16 protein-coding genes are annotated in these 16,301 nt (G+C 48.8%); 11 read left to right on the top strand and 5 right to left on the bottom strand.

Features of this window, described 5'->3' with window-relative positions; all coding sequences use genetic code 11:
- Positions 1 to 37: 37 nt before the first annotated feature.
- The gene (locus BLQ88_RS24005; protein WP_090155240.1) at positions 38 to 1,483 is read left to right on the top strand and encodes an efflux transporter outer membrane subunit; all 1,446 of its coding nucleotides are present in this window, start codon (positions 38 to 40) and stop codon (positions 1,481 to 1,483) included.
- A 44-nt stretch (positions 1,484 to 1,527) separates the two neighbouring features.
- On the opposite strand, the gene BLQ88_RS24000 is transcribed toward BLQ88_RS24005, so the two are convergent.
- Positions 1,528 to 2,472 (bottom strand): DsbA family protein, encoded by a 945-nt coding sequence (locus tag BLQ88_RS24000; protein WP_176885081.1) that lies wholly within the window; start codon positions 2,470 to 2,472, stop codon positions 1,528 to 1,530.
- Between the two features lie 74 nt (positions 2,473 to 2,546).
- Entirely contained in the window at positions 2,547 to 3,500 is a 954-nt protein-coding gene (locus tag BLQ88_RS23995) for a hypothetical protein (protein ID WP_143016916.1), read from the bottom strand.
- Between the two features lie 163 nt (positions 3,501 to 3,663).
- Between BLQ88_RS23995 and BLQ88_RS36815 the strand changes: the two genes are divergently transcribed.
- Both BLQ88_RS36815 and BLQ88_RS23985 read left to right on the top strand, forming a co-directional pair.
- Positions 3,664 to 3,912, top strand: coding sequence for a helix-turn-helix domain-containing protein (locus BLQ88_RS36815; protein WP_176885080.1), 249 nt, complete (start codon positions 3,664 to 3,666; stop codon positions 3,910 to 3,912).
- 94 nt (positions 3,913 to 4,006) lie between these two features.
- Positions 4,007 to 4,393 carry a hypothetical protein gene (locus BLQ88_RS23985; protein WP_090155233.1) on the top strand — a complete coding sequence of 129 codons (387 nt, stop codon included), beginning with the start codon at positions 4,007 to 4,009 and terminating at the stop codon, positions 4,391 to 4,393.
- Between the two features lie 59 nt (positions 4,394 to 4,452).
- On the opposite strand, the gene BLQ88_RS23980 is transcribed toward BLQ88_RS23985, so the two are convergent.
- Together BLQ88_RS23980 and bamJ are read right to left on the bottom strand one after the other, a co-directional pair.
- Complete coding sequence (locus tag BLQ88_RS23980) at positions 4,453 to 6,582, bottom strand: carboxy terminal-processing peptidase (RefSeq protein WP_090155230.1); 2,130 nt, start codon at positions 6,580 to 6,582, stop codon at positions 4,453 to 4,455.
- A gap of 11 nt (positions 6,583 to 6,593) precedes the next feature.
- Complete coding sequence (gene bamJ / locus BLQ88_RS23975; protein ID WP_090155228.1) at positions 6,594 to 7,352, bottom strand: BamJ family beta-barrel-assembly machinery protein; 759 nt, start codon at positions 7,350 to 7,352, stop codon at positions 6,594 to 6,596.
- 289 nt (positions 7,353 to 7,641) lie between these two features.
- Here bamJ and atpA point away from each other — a divergent pair, with 289 nt between their 5' ends.
- The 8 genes from atpA (at position 7,642) to BLQ88_RS23935 (ending at position 14,850) form a co-directional block, all read left to right on the top strand.
- The gene (atpA, locus tag BLQ88_RS23970) at positions 7,642 to 9,219 is read left to right on the top strand and encodes a F0F1 ATP synthase subunit alpha (protein ID WP_090155226.1); all 1,578 of its coding nucleotides are present in this window, start codon (positions 7,642 to 7,644) and stop codon (positions 9,217 to 9,219) included.
- 90 nt (positions 9,220 to 9,309) lie between these two features.
- The gene (gene atpG, locus BLQ88_RS23965; protein WP_090155224.1) at positions 9,310 to 10,194 is read left to right on the top strand and encodes an ATP synthase F1 subunit gamma; all 885 of its coding nucleotides are present in this window, start codon (positions 9,310 to 9,312) and stop codon (positions 10,192 to 10,194) included.
- Between the two features lie 98 nt (positions 10,195 to 10,292).
- Positions 10,293 to 10,481 carry a DUF433 domain-containing protein gene (locus tag BLQ88_RS23960; protein ID WP_090155222.1) on the top strand — a complete coding sequence of 63 codons (189 nt, stop codon included), beginning with the start codon at positions 10,293 to 10,295 and terminating at the stop codon, positions 10,479 to 10,481.
- A gap of 40 nt (positions 10,482 to 10,521) precedes the next feature.
- Positions 10,522 to 11,253, top strand: coding sequence for an outer membrane lipoprotein-sorting protein (locus BLQ88_RS23955; protein ID WP_090155221.1), 732 nt, complete (start codon positions 10,522 to 10,524; stop codon positions 11,251 to 11,253).
- A gap of 127 nt (positions 11,254 to 11,380) precedes the next feature.
- Entirely contained in the window at positions 11,381 to 11,908 is a 528-nt protein-coding gene (locus BLQ88_RS23950; protein ID WP_090155219.1) for a YceI family protein, read from the top strand.
- Positions 11,909 to 12,090: 182 nt separating this feature from the next.
- Positions 12,091 to 13,086, top strand: a complete 996-nt coding sequence (locus tag BLQ88_RS23945) for a mevalonate kinase family protein (protein ID WP_090155217.1) — start codon at positions 12,091 to 12,093, stop codon at positions 13,084 to 13,086.
- A gap of 190 nt (positions 13,087 to 13,276) precedes the next feature.
- On the top strand, positions 13,277 to 14,140 hold the full coding sequence (galU, locus tag BLQ88_RS23940) for a UTP--glucose-1-phosphate uridylyltransferase GalU (RefSeq protein ID WP_090155215.1): 864 nt from the start codon (positions 13,277 to 13,279) through the stop codon (positions 14,138 to 14,140).
- A gap of 20 nt (positions 14,141 to 14,160) precedes the next feature.
- Positions 14,161 to 14,850: an SDR family NAD(P)-dependent oxidoreductase gene (locus BLQ88_RS23935; RefSeq protein WP_090155213.1), complete on the top strand. Its 690-nt coding sequence runs from the start codon at positions 14,161 to 14,163 to the stop codon at positions 14,848 to 14,850.
- Between the two features lie 87 nt (positions 14,851 to 14,937).
- On the opposite strand, the gene BLQ88_RS23930 is transcribed toward BLQ88_RS23935, so the two are convergent.
- Entirely contained in the window at positions 14,938 to 16,230 is a 1,293-nt protein-coding gene (locus tag BLQ88_RS23930; protein WP_090155211.1) for a hemolysin family protein, read from the bottom strand.
- Between the last annotated feature and the right edge of the window lie 71 nt (positions 16,231 to 16,301).

Here is a 16,301-nt window from a genome sequence, read left to right as displayed (position 1 = left end):
GGGGCATGCGCGGCCTTTCAAATCAGATTTTATATTAATGAAAAGAAATAAAAAGTACGCTTCCGGCTTGCTGTTCGCCGCAATCCTGATCTCTGTAACAGGGTGTAAGCTGACGCAGCCCGTGGAGCAACGCGCACAAATCAAAACCCCGGCAACATTTGCGGGCCAGGCCGATTCTACGGGTATCGGCTCGCTGCAATGGAAAAATTTCTTCAACGACCAGCACCTGGTAGCATTGATCGACACCGCATTGCAGAACAATCTCGACCTCAAAATGGCCATTCAGCGCATTGAAATGGCACGCAGCAATATCATGATCGCGCATGGCGCCATGCTGCCTGTGGTAACAGGTGACATATCCGGCGGCGGCCGCAAGTTTGGCGATTACACCATGGACGGCGTCGGTAACTACGACACCAATTTCTCCCAGAACCTCGACAACGACAGGCGCCTCCCCGACCCTTTCATGCCTGATTACTTCCTCGGCCTGCGCAGCTCCTGGGAGATCGACATTTGGGGCAAGCTCAAAAGCCAGAAAAAAGCCGCCTATACACGCTTTTTAGCGAGTGAAAAAGGTCGCCAGGCGATCATTACCGGCCTCATCGCCGAAATCGCGCGTTCCTATTACGAACTGATGGCGCTGGATACCGAGCTGGACATTATCCGCAAAAACATCGCATTGCAGGAATCCGCCGTGGAAACTATCAAAATCCAGAAAGAAGCCGGCCGCGCGAACGAACTCGGCGTCCGCCAGCTTACCGCCCAGCTGCTCAACACCCGCAGCCTCGAATTTGAAGCACAGCAAAAGATCATTGAAATAGAAAACAATGTAAACCTGCTCGCCGGCCGCTTCCCGCAGCCCATACCAAGAGGTACCACTATGGGACAGGCAATGCCGCAATCCATCAGCGCCGGCGTCCCTGTTCAAATGCTGCGCCGAAGACCCGACGTCCAGCAAGCCCAGCTCGACTTGCTTGCCAACTATTCCGAGCAACAGGCTGCGCAACTGGCTTTCCTGCCGTCCTTAAACATTACCGCGTTCCTTGGTTTCAATGCATTCAAAAGCAACCTCCTATTCTCAACCGGCTCGCTCGCGTACAGCGCGCTAGGCGGCCTTACTGCCCCGCTCGTGAACCGGAAAGCATTAAAAGCAAATCAGAAACGCGCCGAAGCCGCAAGTCTCGAAGCACTTTACGGATACAACAAATCGGTCCTGAACGGCTTCCGCGAAGTGAGTACCAGCCTCAAAAAGCTTGAAAATACCCGCCAGATCGGTGATTTGAAAAAACAAGAGGTAGAAGTGCTCCAACAAGCCGTCGCTACTTCCCAAGACCTCTTTTTAACCGGATACGCCTCCTACCTCGAGGTGATCACCGCCCAGCGCAGTGTTTTGCAGGAGGAGCTGAACCTGACCAATGTGCAGAAAGAGCAGTTTCTGGCATTGGTGGAGTTGTATAGAGCGCTTGGGGGTGGCTGGGAATAATTGATTTTACTACAACAGGAGGAAGGTGCTTTCTCCTGTTGTAATTAGTCGTTTTGCTTTTGTAGCAACAAATCATCCAAAAATCGCCCAATTGCCCCACTTTCAAGCGGTCCATAATAAGTTCTTCGATCAATCAGTACCGTTGGCGTAACCTCTATGCCGCACGAATGTAGCTGAGCCATACTTGTGGTAATCTTGCTGTTCATGCGGCTTGATTCAAGACATGCTATACATTCGTTCCTGTTCAGCCCTAAGATTCTGATCAATGAGTCTCTATCAGTTCGATGGTAATTTTCAGAGTAAAGCGCCTCATATGCATTCCAGAAGTTACCCTGCTCGCCCGCACATTCCGCGAGTAAAATTGCCCATGTAACATTCTGAGAAAGGTTAACAGCTTCAAACCGAACCTGATCTCTATACCTTTCGAAAACCTTTCTAAACTCCGGATATGCACGTCTGCAAGCAGAACAATCAAAATCAGATACTATCGTAATGCAGGTCTTTGAATTTTCATTTCCCCTCGCATAAATCCGCACATCATCCAATCCGATCGCCGGCGGTTGCGGGCGTGCTAATAGTACCTTCGTTTTATATTTTGCCCGGAGCGTCTCTATAAATCTTACCTTCAAAAATTTACGGTAGCTATTGTCCAAAATTTTCTTCCCGATTTCACTATCAGGTTGATGTACCTTAAAAGGGCTTTTCTCCTCAATTACCCCGCCGTGCAATGCATTGTCACGAATATATTTTGACTTAGTTTCCACTTTCCCGATCCTCGCCGTTTCAATCGAAAGTAACGAGTCGATGGTTAAGCCCCGCGTCCGTGCTTCGATTTCCAAAAGCCTGCTGTTGATCAACTCATTAGTCGCAATACTTCTCGCGTCGAAAATAGCGAACAGATATTCGTACAGTGAATTCTGAATCAAATCATCTACTTCATCCACGTATATGACCTGCCCCGCCGCCTCTCCTGCGACACGACGATCCACAGAACGACCACAACTAGCCCAAATAATGCACGGTCCTGTCAGCGCGACGAATCCGCTGATAAGCCATTGCACCCTCATCTGGCTCTCCTGATGTTGAATGTTGTATTGCCAGGATCATTTGTTCTGTCAACCCCATAACCCTGCACATGCGAATCACCGGTCACCGCATTGGTAAACCAATCGACAGAATACAGCTGATTTACATTGTTGTTGTTTTCATCGTCTGTTTTTAAAGTCCCCATACCGGCAGCCCCGCCCACAACAGGCGAGGTAAATGTCCCTAAAACTCCATAACTAAATCCCATATCGGGAAATTGAGAATCCTGGTTAGGCCCCGGCGTGTTCTTGCCAGCTATCGCCCAGAACTGGAAATTCGTTCCATTTTTATTGATAACATTCGGACTAAAATCTCCTTCCAAGAGCGCATTCTTGTTGTTGTTATCCTCATTGTCAATGTAGACATTCCAAACACGCGGTTCCATATATGCCGTTTTGTTATTCCCTAACCTCAACATCAGATATTCTGTCGGCGTGTTAAATGTCATAAATCTAAACGCCCCGCCGTATACGACACAGAAGGTGTGCCCGGTATTACCATTGCCGTCAATGGACCAGGAACCGGTCCAGCCGGAGCTCGTCGTATTACCGCTATCCTGATTGTCCATGAAAATTTTTACCTTTTCCGATCCGGCAGGACACGCATCGATTGCAGGAATCACCCCTACCGGATAGCCTTCTGAAAGGTTTCGTGGCACCCAGTATCGGGATTCAAATGACTTCTGATACGTTAACAATCTTGCACGAACAGCTTCCTGTATTTCATCCGACGCCACTGTTTCATTTTCCAACGAATAGCCGTTTTCATCCTTTTCACACCCCGCAACGTAGGCCGTTTCGATTTTTTCAATGAGTGGCCCCAGTGGTGTCTCCTCAGATCTGTCATATTCCTCCTGACATCCTAAACAGGTAGTTACCACGGTTAGTATCATGCCGGCTGCCCAGAAGCGGAGGAAAAGCGAATTCTTCATAGCATGTGCATTTTGTTGCGCTGCAAATAGAATGATTTCAAACCATACCCAAAAAAAGAACCGGTTGTACTTTACACCTAAGTCGGTTGTATTTTACAACTTGACCGTCATCTATAAATCATCTACTTTGCAGCATTCCTTCCTCCACACACTTGGTAGTTTTATGAGAGATTTCTACAAGATGATCAGGGCTGTACGCATGATGAAAGGTGTAAAACAATCGGAGATCGCGCAGCTGTTACAAATTCGCCAGCAGTCCGTCAGTAAGCTGGAAAATGGCAAGACCCGTATTTCAAAAGAGGTCGCGGGTAAAATCGCCAGGCACTTAGGCTTCCGCGACCAATTTGAAATGAAAACATTTTACGACAACTACATCATTACAAGAGACTTGCGCAAAAACCAAACCGTGTAAATGCCTATCACCGATTAATCATTCGTGTTCGCCATCGAATAAATGAACGCGACATTAAAAGAGACTGCTATCCAACCCTTATTCCCACACACTCATGGCATTCAAAAGCGTATCGGCTGGCATAGCCTGCATTGTAGTACTCGCCCTTGCCACTATTTGGATGTTGCTTCGGAAAGCAACCATGCCGCCTAGTCCATACAAAGCCCGGATTATAGCAATCAACAAATTACTGTATAAGCTTAGGAAAGAATGCATTACGGGCCAGGTTGACGTTGCGCAAAATACCTTCGGGGATGTAAAGCAGGAATGGCGATACCTGGATGTGACTCTTCGAGATCCGACTGTCTATTCGTCCGATAATTTGCAAAAATTGGATTCGCTCGTCAGGATAATGTACAACAAAGGTGAATCTAAAAGACTGCTGCCCGTCGTCCTCAACGAAATCAATGCGGTCAATAACAAACTTGACAAAATCCATTAACACAAAAAGAGCACGGACGTCACCATCCGTGCTCTTTTTCACATTCGTTACTGCAAATACTATTGTTTCTTCTTAGTCCCCGCCAGGCTCGGCTCTTTGGAGATCACGATCAGATCCGCGAGCATTCTGCCGGTTTCTGTGAGATAAATATCCTTTTTCTTCTTCACATCCTTCGGAGCTTCGGCGGCTTTCGGGTCGGTTTCTTCTTCGTCGTCACCGTCTACGTTATCCTCGCCCAATTGCTTCATCGCGGCACGTTTTTTCTCGGCTTCTTCGCGCTCTGCTTTGCGTTTCGATTCCTGCAAGGATACGATTTTGTTTTCACGTGCCTCTTTGAAATCGTCCAGCGTTTTCACGAGCGTTTTTAGCTCCTCGTCGGTTTTGAGGCGGTGCTTGTATTTGTCACGCAGCTGCTCAATGATCTTCGGATTGATATTGCTCGCCACCTCGTAACGCGAAGAAGGGATTTGGTCCCAGGGCAATGCGCTTGGCTGAGAGCCTTCTCCGTATTCGTTTACTTTAAATGCAGTAGGCAATTCCAAATCAGGCATTACACCTTTCAACTGGGTGCTGCTGCCATTGATGCGGTAGAACTTCGCGACCGTCAGTTTCACTTGTCCGAGCTGATCCGGCTCTTTCGGAACCCATTGGTTCAAATCGATCAGGGTTTGAACGGTACCTTTTCCGTAGGTCTGCTCGCCAACGATCAGGCCGCGTTTATAATCCTGGATCGCAGCTGCGAAGATTTCGGAAGCCGATGCGCTGAAACGGTTTACCATTACAGCCAACGGGCCGTCATAGGCAATGCTAGGGTCGTTGTCAGACTGTACTTCGATTTCTCCCTGGCTTTCTTTTACCTGAACCACCGGCCCGCGGTTGATGAACAAGCCTGTCAGAGAAACAGCTTCGGTCAAAGAACCACCGCCATTATTACGAAGGTCGATCACGATGCCGTCTACATTCGATGTCTGCAATTCGGTGATCAGTTTTTGAACGTCGCGGGTAGTGCTTGAAAACTCTTTCTCGCGGTGCTGCGCGCCTTCGAAATCGCGGTAGAACAACGGGATGTCGATCACACCGATTTTATAGTCCTTGTTACCATTGTTAATGGAAACGATCTCGCTTTTCGCGCGCTGCTCTTCGAGTTTGATCTTTTCGCGCACGAGACGGTATTCTTTCGGAGCCGCTCCCGGCAATGCATCTGCCGAGATGATCTGCAAGCGAACGACAGTCGATTTCGGGCCTTTGATCAGCTTCACCGCATCGTCGACAAACCAGCCAACGATATCGACAAACTTGCCTTCGTCGCCTTGCGCTACCGATACGATTTTATCCTCTTTTTTAAGTTGTTTTCCCTTGAATGCAGGACCACCGGGGATTACCTCTACGATTTTGATATAGTTATCTTCCTCGCGAAGCAATGCACCGATACCTTCCAGCGACTGGCTCATTTCCTGCTTGAAACGGTCGGCCGAAGTAGGCGCCATGTAGCTCGTATGCGGGTCCAGCGATTCGGAATACGCATTCATGAACATCTGGAACACCTGCTCGGTGCGAATGCGGCCCAATGCCCGGTCGCGGCTTTTGTACCGGTCCCGCAGGGTGCTTATCACCGCTGTGTCCGCTTTACCCGACAGTTTGAGGTCTAATGCCTCGCTTTTCAGGTATTTCCGCCAGGTATCGTTGAGTTCGTCGCTGTTTTTAGCCCACGCCGCCTTTTCGCGGTCGGTGTTCATGGATTCGTCCTGGTTGAAGTCGAACGGCTTAGGCTCTTTCAGCAGGGTTTGAATGTATGTGCTTCTTTCCTGATAGCGTTTTCTGAACACATTGTACATCTGGAAAGGAACGTCGAGTTCTCTTTTTTGCAAATAGTCGTCGAAAGAGTTCTTATACTGCTCGAAATCCGCAAGGTCGGAGGCCAGGTAATAGAGCTTACCGTGGTCGATCGCATCGATGTATTTATCAAAAATCGCCACTGAAAGAGAATCGTTCAGCTTTGTTTTTCTATAATGATAACTGGATAAGATCCTCGTTGTCAGCTCCTCCGCTTTGTATTGTGCCGGAATCGGCTTGATATCTTCATCCATGGAGGAGGCCGTAGGAGCCGTTACCCCCACTCGTTCCTGAACAGGGCCCCGCTGCCAACCCAGCAACACAACCGGAATAAGAGTGATAAGATACTTTTTCATTTGCACGTTTGCTATTTTACGATTTCCAATAATTCAACCTCAAATACGAGGGCTGAATAAGCCGGTATCTGAGGGCCTGCCGCACGCTCACCGTAAGCCAGCTGATATGGAACAAAAAGCTTCCATTTCGATCCGACAGGCATTAACTGAAGCGCTTCGGTCCATCCTTTGATCACGCCATTGACCGGGAATTCAACCGGCTCGCCTCTGTCGACCGAGCTGTCAAAAACCGTTCCATTGGGCAATGTACCGTGGTAGTGTGTCTTTACTTTATCCGTTGCCGTCGGCTTGGGGCCGTCGCCTGTTTTGATAATCTGGTATTGAAGGCCGCTTTCGGTAGTTACCACGCCTTCCTTCTTCTTGTTTTCTTCCAAAAACTTCTCGCCTTCCTTCCGCACCACTGCACCTTTCTCTTCCATCATTTTGGTGAAGTAACCCTGGATGAACATATTGGCTTCATCCGACGTAAATGCGGTTTTTTCACCCTTTAAAGCAGCTTTTACGGTCTGTGTAAGCAGGTCGGCATTCAAGTCCGTGATTCCTTGCGATGCAATTGAATTGGCGAAGCTCACACCTATTGCCGCGGACAAAGAGTCGGCCTTGGTTTTCAACGTTGCAGGAGCTGCGGATGTTTTTGCAGGTGTTGCCGCTGATTTCTTTACAGTTGCGGCTGGTTTGGTTGTTTTTTTGATAGTCTGTGCGTTGCCTTCCGCGATTGTCAATACTCCAAAAGCCAGGGCTGCTAAAATGGTTTTTTCTAATTTGTACATTATACTGAAAGACGGTCGAAAAGATTAAAATTTAATATATAAGTGTCATTAACGAATTCAATTACAACAAAAACACAATCAGTACCTAAAAAAGTTTTAAAAATGTTATTAGAAGCTGATAAACGGTTAATTTGCGTCCCGCGAAGCCCTTCCGCTCCTGTCCTTGGAAAAATCTAATTTTATATCACAGGTTTTAGTTAAATCATTCTGTTTTTACCAAAATAAAACTCTACCTTTGCGGCAGTTTTCAGAAAACTTACTACTATACTCTAAATAAGTCAATTATACTATGGTATCTGTTAGACCGGATGAAGTTTCGGCCATCCTGCGCGAACAACTTGCAGGCGCTAGATCAGAAGCAGAACTCGAAGAAGTAGGAACAGTCCTTCAAGTTGGTGACGGTGTTGCCCGCATTTATGGTCTTTCCCAGGTACAGGCAGGTGAGCTGCTTGTTTTCGAGAATGGCCTTAAAGCCCTCGCTTTGAACCTCGAAGAGGACAATGTGGGTGCCGTATTGCTGGGGGATTTCAGTGACATCAAAGAAGGTGCTACTGTAAAACGTACCAAAGAAATCGCTTCCGTGAAAGTAGGTGACGGAATCGTCGGCCGTGTGGTAAACACGCTGGCTGAGCCGATCGACGGAAACGGACCTATTACCGGCGAGCTTTTCGAGATGCCTATCGAGCGTAAAGCGCCGGGGGTAATCTACCGCCAGCCGGTAACCGAGCCGCTTCAAACGGGTATCAAAGCGATCGACGCGATGATCCCCATCGGACGCGGACAGCGCGAGCTGATCATCGGTGACCGCCAGACAGGTAAGACTGCGGTGGCGATCGATACAATCATTAACCAGAGGGAATTTTACGAAAAAGGCGAGCCCGTTTTCTGTATCTACGTGGCCTGCGGCCAGAAAGCTTCGACTATCAAGTCGATCGAAGCTACGCTCCGCAGATACGGCGCGATGGACTACACGGTAATCGTGGCAGCCGGCGCTTCGGATCCTTCTCCAATGCAATTCTACGCACCGTTTACAGGCGCGGCGATTGGTGAGTATTTCCGTGATACCGGCCGTCCTGCACTCGTAATCTACGATGACCTTTCGAAACAAGCGGTATCTTACCGCGAGGTGTCCCTGCTGCTCCGTCGTCCTCCGGGCCGCGAAGCTTACCCAGGTGACGTATTCTACCTCCACAGCCGCCTTTTGGAACGTGCTGCGAAAATTATCTCCGATGACAGCATCGCTGCGAACATGAACGACCTTCCGCCTTCATTGAAAGGCAAAGTTAAAGGTGGTGGTTCATTGACAGCCCTTCCGATCATCGAAACACAGGCTGGTGACGTTTCGGCTTACATTCCTACGAACGTAATCTCGATCACCGACGGTCAGATCTTCCTCGAATCCAACCTGTTCAACTCGGGTATCCGTCCTGCGATCAACGTAGGTATCTCGGTGTCACGTGTGGGTGGTAACGCGCAGATCAAATCGATGAAGAAAGTTTCGGGTACCCTGAAACTGGATCAGGCGCAGTTCCGCGAACTGGAAGCATTTGCGAAATTCGGTTCCGACCTCGATGCCGCTACCAAGCTGGCGATCGACCGGGGACGCCGCAACCAGGAAGTTTTGAAACAAGCACAATACGCGCCGGTTCCTGTTGAATTGCAGGTAGCAACTGTTTACGCATCCACCAAAGGTTTGCTGGATAACGTAGACGTAGCACGTGTGAAAGAATTCGAAAAGGATTTCACCACCGTATTGGCCAGCCAGAATAAAGAAGCACTCGCTGCTTTGCGTGCCGGAAAACTGGACAACAGCGTAACAGACGTTATCGAGAAAGTAGCTAAAGAAGTTGCTGTAAAATATCGTTAACACCGGTAAAAATGCCGGAGCGTCACCCGTTCCGGCATTTTCCTAGTACATATATAATAGGATCACCGGATCGCTTAAAACACCCAGAAAATGGCCAGCTTAAAAGAAGTACGTAACCGTATCGTTTCGGTTAATTCCACACAGCAGATCACCAAAGCCATGAAAATGGTGGCGGCAGCCAAGTTGCGTCGCGCGCAGGACAACATTCTGCAAATGCGCCCGTATGCACAGAAGCTTGGTGAAATGCTTCTGACAGTTTCGTCAGGATCGGAAAGCGCTGCCGACAGCCCGTTGAAAGCCGTTCGCGCGGTAGAAAAGGTGCTTGTCATTGTCGTAACTTCCGACCGTGGATTGTGCGGAGCATTCAACACCAATGTTATTAAAGCTACACTCCAGCTGATCGAGTCGAAATACGCGGCTCAGGCAGCTAAGGGGAATGTAGAGATTTTTGCCATCGGCAAAAAAGGCGCGGAAACGCTCGTACGCCGCGGCTTCACTGTAAACACCGCTTACACCGACCTTTTCGGACGTTTGAACTTTGTAAACGTGAAGAGCGCAGCCGAAGAGATCATGAAAGATTTCTCGGAAGGCCGTTACGACGCAGTGGATATCGTGTACAACGAGTTCAAAAACGTTGCTACCCAAATCATCCACGCTGATCCGTACCTGCCGATCGTAGCTGAAAATAAATCGACCAAGTCGAAAAAGACCGAGGTTAGCTATATTTTCGAACCCGACGAAGACGAAATCCTCGCGGAACTGATTCCTAAGTCGCTGAAAATCCAGTTGTACCGCGCCGTTCTCGAATCCAATGCATCGGAGCAGGGAGCGCGTATGACAGCGATGGACAAAGCAACGGAAAACGCCCAGGAACTTCTGAAAGAGTTGCGCCTCGTTTACAACCGTACGCGCCAGGCAGCGATCACGAAAGAGATCCTTGAAATCGTAGGTGGTGCCGAAGCATTGAAAAACTAGGTTACCTCAATACCCCATTCCAAACGGCCGGATTGCAACAATCCGGCCGTTTTTTTGTTTATTTACCAGTGCACTATCGTCATTTAAATGGTACTACAATGGCTGACTTAATAGAAAGAATTACGGTAAATCCTGATTTGTGCAACGGCAAGCCGACCATCAGGAATAAAAGGATAACTGTTCAAACCATATTAGAGCATCTGGCAGGTGGCGACGACCGGAAAATGATCCTATTTCAATTTCCCTCACTTGAAGATGCTGATATAGATGCCTGCATTACTTACTGACAATACTTGACTTCTCAATTCCACCAACCAACCACACCATATGCAACATTCCAAAAACCTTTTCAAACTACTCGCATTCCTGATCATCGTAGGCATTACCAATGCGGTAAGCGCCCAGACTGTTGACGATGTTATTGCCAAACACATCAAAGCGATGGGCGGCGAGAAGCTGGGCAAGCTGCAAAGCATGAAGATTTCAGCCGAAATGGATATTATGAACATGAAAGTTCCCATTACGACGACTATCGTGCAAAACAAAGGCTTCCGGAGCGAGAGTACGGTGCAGGGGATGACGGTCGTGCAGGCGGTGAATGGCAATGCAGGCTGGACGATCAACCCGATGGCCGGCAATACGAAAGCTACCGCATTGCCCGAAGACGCGGTGAAATCCCTGGCGAACGAAACCGATCTTACCGGGCTCTACAACTATAAAGAAAAAGGCTATAAAGTGACGCTCGACGGTGAAGAAGAGCTCGCGGGTGCGAAAGTTTACAAGGTAACCATGACTTTGCCCAGCGGCGTTCGTAGAATCAACTACATTTCGAAAGACACTTTCTACATCCTGAAAATCGTTGCCCAGACGTCGATGAACGGGCAGGAGATCATGTCTGAAAATGTGCAGTCGGATTTCCGTGCGGTGGATGGCATTTATTATCCGTTCACTTCCGAAGTGACTACCTCCGCCATGCCCGGGACCAAGATGGGGCTCAAAATAACCGCATTGGAAGTCAACCCAAAAATTGATCCCAAAATTTTTGAAATGCCTCAATAGAAGCTGTAAAAGCACTTTCTTCAATCCCGGAAAAATTTTTTCGGGATTTTTTTTATGCATTTGAAACTAATATTTACAATTAGATGTATATACATTAAATGTTAATACACAGAAAACAACAAAGACAATGGCTACTACTAAATGGGTAATTGACCCAACGCATTCAGAAATCCAGTTCAAAGTGAAACACCTTGTGATCTCAACAGTAACTGGCGCATTCACCAGCTTTGAAGGCGGTGTTGAAACAACTAGCGAAGACTTCGACGGTGCTACCGTCCACTTTTCTGCCGATGTAGAAAGTATAGATACCAAACAGGAACAACGTGACCAGCACTTGAAATCAGCTGATTTCTTTGACGCTGACAACCACCCTAAACTGTCGTTCACGGGAACACTTGCTAAAAAAGGCGGTGAAAACTATAATCTTACAGGCTCATTGACCGTGAAAGGCGTGACCAAAACTGTTGATTTCGCAGCAGAATTCGGCGGTAACATGACCGACTTCTACGGCAACAACAAATCAGGTTTCGAGATCAACGGTAAAATCAGCCGTAAAGAGTTCGGCCTGGAATGGAGCGCTGTAACCGAAGCGGGCGGCGTGGTTGTAGGTGACGAGGTGAAACTGATCGCAAACGTTCAGGTCGTAAGACAATAATATTAATAAACCGTTCCTCTAAAGAAAGCGTGGATATTTTTATCCGCGCTTTTTTTGTTTCCAGCCCGTTCATTCATAGATTTCAAGCCGCATTGGGTAAAATTCTAAAATGCCGCCTTATAAGGGCAAAATGGTATTTTATCGTCCAGATAGTTATTACTTCCGGCTAAACACGCTTTACATTGATCATTGAAACACGCGCCTATGCCCGTGCGGGGCTTTTAGGCAATCCTTCCGATGGGTTTTTCGGTAAAACGATTTCCATATCTGTAAGAAATTTCGGGGCTTCCATTTCGCTTTACGAGTCGCCCGAGCTGCATATCGAGCCCCAGCCGCAGGATTTGAACACATTCCGCAGCATTTTCCACCTGCGTGATTCGGTGAACATGCTGGGCTACAATGGCGGCATTCCGCTTATTAAAGCCGGTATCAAGAAATTCGGCGACTATTGCGAGGAAAACAATATCAGGCTACCCAACAAGAACTTTACCGTACGGTACCGCTCTTCTATCCCGCGGCAAGTAGGCATGTCGGGGTCCAGCGCCATTATCGTCGCGCTGTTCCGGGCGTTAATGCAGTTTTACAAGGTTGAGATACCCCTCGAAATATTGCCGCAACTGGTAATGGTAACCGAAACCGAAGAGCTGGGCATTACCGCCGGCTTGCAGGACCGCGTGATCCAGTGCTACGAAGGCTGTGTATATATGGATTTTGATAAAACCATGATCCAGACGCAGGGATATGGCCGCTACGAACGCATTAACCCCGAACTACTGCCAAAGCTTTACGTAGCCTACAACACCAACCTCAGCAAAGTCTCGGGCAAGGTACACAACGACGTACGCACGCGCTACGACCGCGGCGAGCAGGATGTGATCGATGTCCTCGGACAGATCGCGCAGAAGGCCGAAGACGGCCGTACCGCGTTACTTGAAGGACGCCCCGATGACCTGCATTCGCTCATGAACGAGAATTTCGACTTGCGATGCAAAATCTATAACGTCCCTGAATCGAACAAAAAACTGATCAACGCAGCTCGTGCCTGCGGCGCTTCGGCCAAATTCGCCGGCTCAGGCGGCACCATTATCGGCATTTACAAGGACGACGATATGCTGAACCAGCTGTTTGTCCAGTTGAAAAAATTCAATGCAAGGGTGATACGTCCGTTCGTCGTTTAATGTGTCAAAAGTTGTCAAGTGCTGTCAGGGATAGTCATTTATTGTTTTAAGTAAAATCATCGACTAGCTAACTTACGGTCGGCGGTCAGTGGTCGGCCGTCGGCCGTCAAAACGAATACTCAACTACATCATTATACTCATCCAAAATCAAAGAGCTGTCCACAAATACCGGCAGCACACAACCAAAACTATGATTCGCAAAGCCGTTATACCCGCTGCCGGACTCGGAACCCGCTTCCTGCCGGCAACCAAATCGATGCCGAAGGAAATGCTCCCGATTATCGACATTCCTACCATTCAGTATGTGGTGCAGGAAGCCGTGGATTCGGGGATTGAAGACATTCTGATCATTTCCGGAAAAGGCAAGCGCGCCATCGAGGACCATTTCGACCGGAACGTGGAGCTCGAAAGTCGCCTGGAAGAAAAGGAAGACTTGCTATGGTTCAATGAAATGCGCCGCCTCGCCGATATGGCCAACGTGCATTTCGTGCGCCAGAAAGAAGCCAACGGCCTTGGCGACGCGATCTATTACGCACGACACCATGTTGGTAACGAGCCATTTGCAGTGCTTTTGGGGGATACCATCATGGATTCGGTGATCCCGGTTACGCAGCAATTGATGGATACTTACGAACAATACGGCGGCTCGGTGATCGCGGTGGAGGAAGTACCTGCCAATAAGGTGAACCGCTACGGTATCGTCGGCGGAAACTCGCTGAGCGACTCCATTATGGAGCTGAGCACATTAATCGAAAAACCTGCGATCGACAAGGCCCCTTCCAACCTCGCCATTGCCGGTCGTTACGTGCTGACACCCGAAATCTTCAATACCATCGAGCAAACACCCAAAGGCAAAAACAACGAAATCCAGCTCACCGACTCGCTGTTGCTCCTTTTGAAACGTGAAAATATCTTTGCACACCATATCGAAGGAAAGCGCCACGATATCGGCGATAAGTTGGATTACCTCAAAACAACCGTCGAGTTCGCATTGAAAAGGAAGGAATTTGCTGAACCATTCCGGAAATTCCTGGTTGATATTCTAAACAAATAAGCATTTAAAAAGCCATAACCATGCCCAAACAAGTGATCGTAACCGGAGCCACGGGAAACCTCGGTAAAGATGTTGTGAAAAAACTGACAGCGCTTGGTTATGGCTTGCATATCAATGTCCGCGAAGGCAAAACGAACGCCTACGCCGACAATGCGAGCGTCTCCAACTACCTCGCCGACCTCTCTGACGCGGCGCAAACCGAACTTTTCGTAGCCGAAGCGATCACCAATGCAGGCAAAATCGAAGCGGGGATACTACTCGCAGGCGGGTTCGCGATGGCCAAACTGACCGACACGACCGATGCCGACATCGAGCAAATGCTGACGATGAATTTCAAAACGGCATTTCACGTGGTGAAGCCTCTGATGAAGCATTTCGAAGCCAATGGTGGCGGCCAGTTTATCTTCATAGGCGCACGGCCCGCGCTCGTACCTGAGGCAGGTACCGGAAGTTTCGCTTACACGCTTGCGAAGACGCTGATCTTCCAAATGGCAGACCTCATCAATGCAGAAGGAAAAGCGAAGAACATCACCGCTACCGTCATCGTCCCAAGCATTATCGACACGCCCGACAACCGCGCCGCGATGCCAAATTCAGATTTCAGCAAATGGATTTCCGCCCCCGACATGGCCGAGGGTGTGGCATTTGTATTAAGTGATACGGGAAAAAAATTACGGCAAACAGTTTTGAAGCTTTATAATGAGGCTTAATTAACTACCGACCGCTGACGGCCGACCGCCGACTCGGATCACAGAATAGCAACATCGGCGGTCGGCGGTCAATGGTCGGCGGTCACACTACCCCTCCAACACCGCAATCTTCACCTGCGAAACCATGCTGCGCTGCTTTTTGAGCACGGTAAACTCATAATGCTTCGTTTTGAGCTTTTCGCCTACCGCCGGAATGCGGCCGCATTTCCAGATCAGGTAACCGGCGAGCGTTTCGTAATCCGGGCGCTTGGTAATGTCATGCGGCAACCGATCATTTAAATCCGCGATGGACGCGGCCCCCTGCACGGTGTAAGTGTTGTCCGCTTCGTTTTTGACGATCGGTGCCTCATTGTCGTATTCGTCCTGAATCTCTCCTACCAGCTCTTCCAGAATGTCCTCCATGGTTACGATACCATCCACGCCACCATATTCATCCACAATCACCGCCATTTGCTGGCGGCTCAGCTGAAACTCGCGCAGCAATGCACCAATCGCTTTCGAGCCGTGGACGGTGGCAATGGGTCTGATCATCTCGCGCAAAACGATCTCCTTGCCCTGCCGCATTTTAAGCAACAAGTCCTTCAAATGCAGAACACCGACCACCTGATCGAGGGTATCCTCATAAACCGGCATTCTCGAATAACCTTCTTCTATTACTTTTTCAAGTTTGGCCTCTGAAAAGTCGTTAATATCAATCCCTACTACCTGCGGCCGCGGGATCATAATTTGCCTCGCTACCCTTTCCGAGAAATCGAATGCGTTCTTGATCAGATCATAATCCGCGGCTTCTATCATCCCGCTATCTTTCTGTTGTTGAACCAGATAGCGCAGCTCGTCACTACTGTGCACCTCGCTGCCGTGCGACGGCGTAATGCCGACACCTTTCAAGATCACATTGGCGATACCGTTCAGCAACCACACTACCGGCCTGAATACGAGGAAAAAGCCGTGCAGCGGATAGGACAAAGCCAAGGTCGTCGACTCCGGCCGCTGGATAGCGATCGATTTCGGGGCGAGCTCGCCGAAAACAATATGTAAAACGGTAATAATGGCAAATGCGGTGGGCAATGCGATATGGTGTGCCAGTTCCGGGTCGATGGAAAGGCCCAACAGGTCCATAGCGCCGATGATCATCTTCGAAACGACCGGCTCCCCTATCCAACCCAAACCAAGGCTCGCGAGCGTGATCCCGAACTGGGTAGCAGCGAGATACCCGTCCAAATTCGAGACGATCTGTTTGGAAAGAATAGCCATGCGGTTCCCTTCCTGGGCCTTTTGTTCGAGCTGCGAGGCGCGGATTTTGACAATTGCAAACTCGGCAGCGACGAAAAAACCATTGAGCAGAACGAGTACAAGGGTAATGATAACCTGTAAAAGCATGGAGGCAGATGGATCAGTTTTAAGATGAAAATACGTTTTAAGGCTGCATTTTAACAAAAAATTGTACCATT

The organism is Dyadobacter soli (assembly GCF_900101885.1).
Taxonomy (GTDB): domain Bacteria; phylum Bacteroidota; class Bacteroidia; order Cytophagales; family Spirosomataceae; genus Dyadobacter; species Dyadobacter soli.
This window is presented reverse-complemented; position numbering and strand designations above follow the sequence as displayed.

Excerpts from the sequence above, each read along its gene's own strand:
- BLQ88_RS24005 (WP_090155240.1), top strand. The coding sequence starts at position 38 with ATGAAAAGAAATAAAAAGTACGCTTCCGGCTTGCTGTTCGCCGCAATC.
- BLQ88_RS23995 (WP_143016916.1), bottom strand. The coding sequence starts at position 3,500 with ATGAAGAATTCGCTTTTCCTCCGCTTCTGGGCAGCCGGCATGATACTA.
- BLQ88_RS36815 (WP_176885080.1), top strand. The coding sequence starts at position 3,664 with ATGAGAGATTTCTACAAGATGATCAGGGCTGTACGCATGATGAAAGGT.
- BLQ88_RS23985 (WP_090155233.1), top strand. The coding sequence starts at position 4,007 with ATGGCATTCAAAAGCGTATCGGCTGGCATAGCCTGCATTGTAGTACTC.
- BLQ88_RS23980 (WP_090155230.1), bottom strand. The coding sequence starts at position 6,582 with ATGAAAAAGTATCTTATCACTCTTATTCCGGTTGTGTTGCTGGGTTGG.
- bamJ (WP_090155228.1), bottom strand. The coding sequence starts at position 7,352 with ATGTACAAATTAGAAAAAACCATTTTAGCAGCCCTGGCTTTTGGAGTA.
- atpA (WP_090155226.1), top strand. The coding sequence starts at position 7,642 with ATGGTATCTGTTAGACCGGATGAAGTTTCGGCCATCCTGCGCGAACAA.
- atpG (WP_090155224.1), top strand. The coding sequence starts at position 9,310 with ATGGCCAGCTTAAAAGAAGTACGTAACCGTATCGTTTCGGTTAATTCC.
- BLQ88_RS23960 (WP_090155222.1), top strand. The coding sequence starts at position 10,293 with ATGGCTGACTTAATAGAAAGAATTACGGTAAATCCTGATTTGTGCAAC.
- BLQ88_RS23955 (WP_090155221.1), top strand. The coding sequence starts at position 10,522 with ATGCAACATTCCAAAAACCTTTTCAAACTACTCGCATTCCTGATCATC.
- BLQ88_RS23950 (WP_090155219.1), top strand. The coding sequence starts at position 11,381 with ATGGCTACTACTAAATGGGTAATTGACCCAACGCATTCAGAAATCCAG.
- galU (WP_090155215.1), top strand. The coding sequence starts at position 13,277 with ATGATTCGCAAAGCCGTTATACCCGCTGCCGGACTCGGAACCCGCTTC.
- BLQ88_RS23935 (WP_090155213.1), top strand. The coding sequence starts at position 14,161 with ATGCCCAAACAAGTGATCGTAACCGGAGCCACGGGAAACCTCGGTAAA.
- BLQ88_RS23930 (WP_090155211.1), bottom strand. The coding sequence starts at position 16,230 with ATGCTTTTACAGGTTATCATTACCCTTGTACTCGTTCTGCTCAATGGT.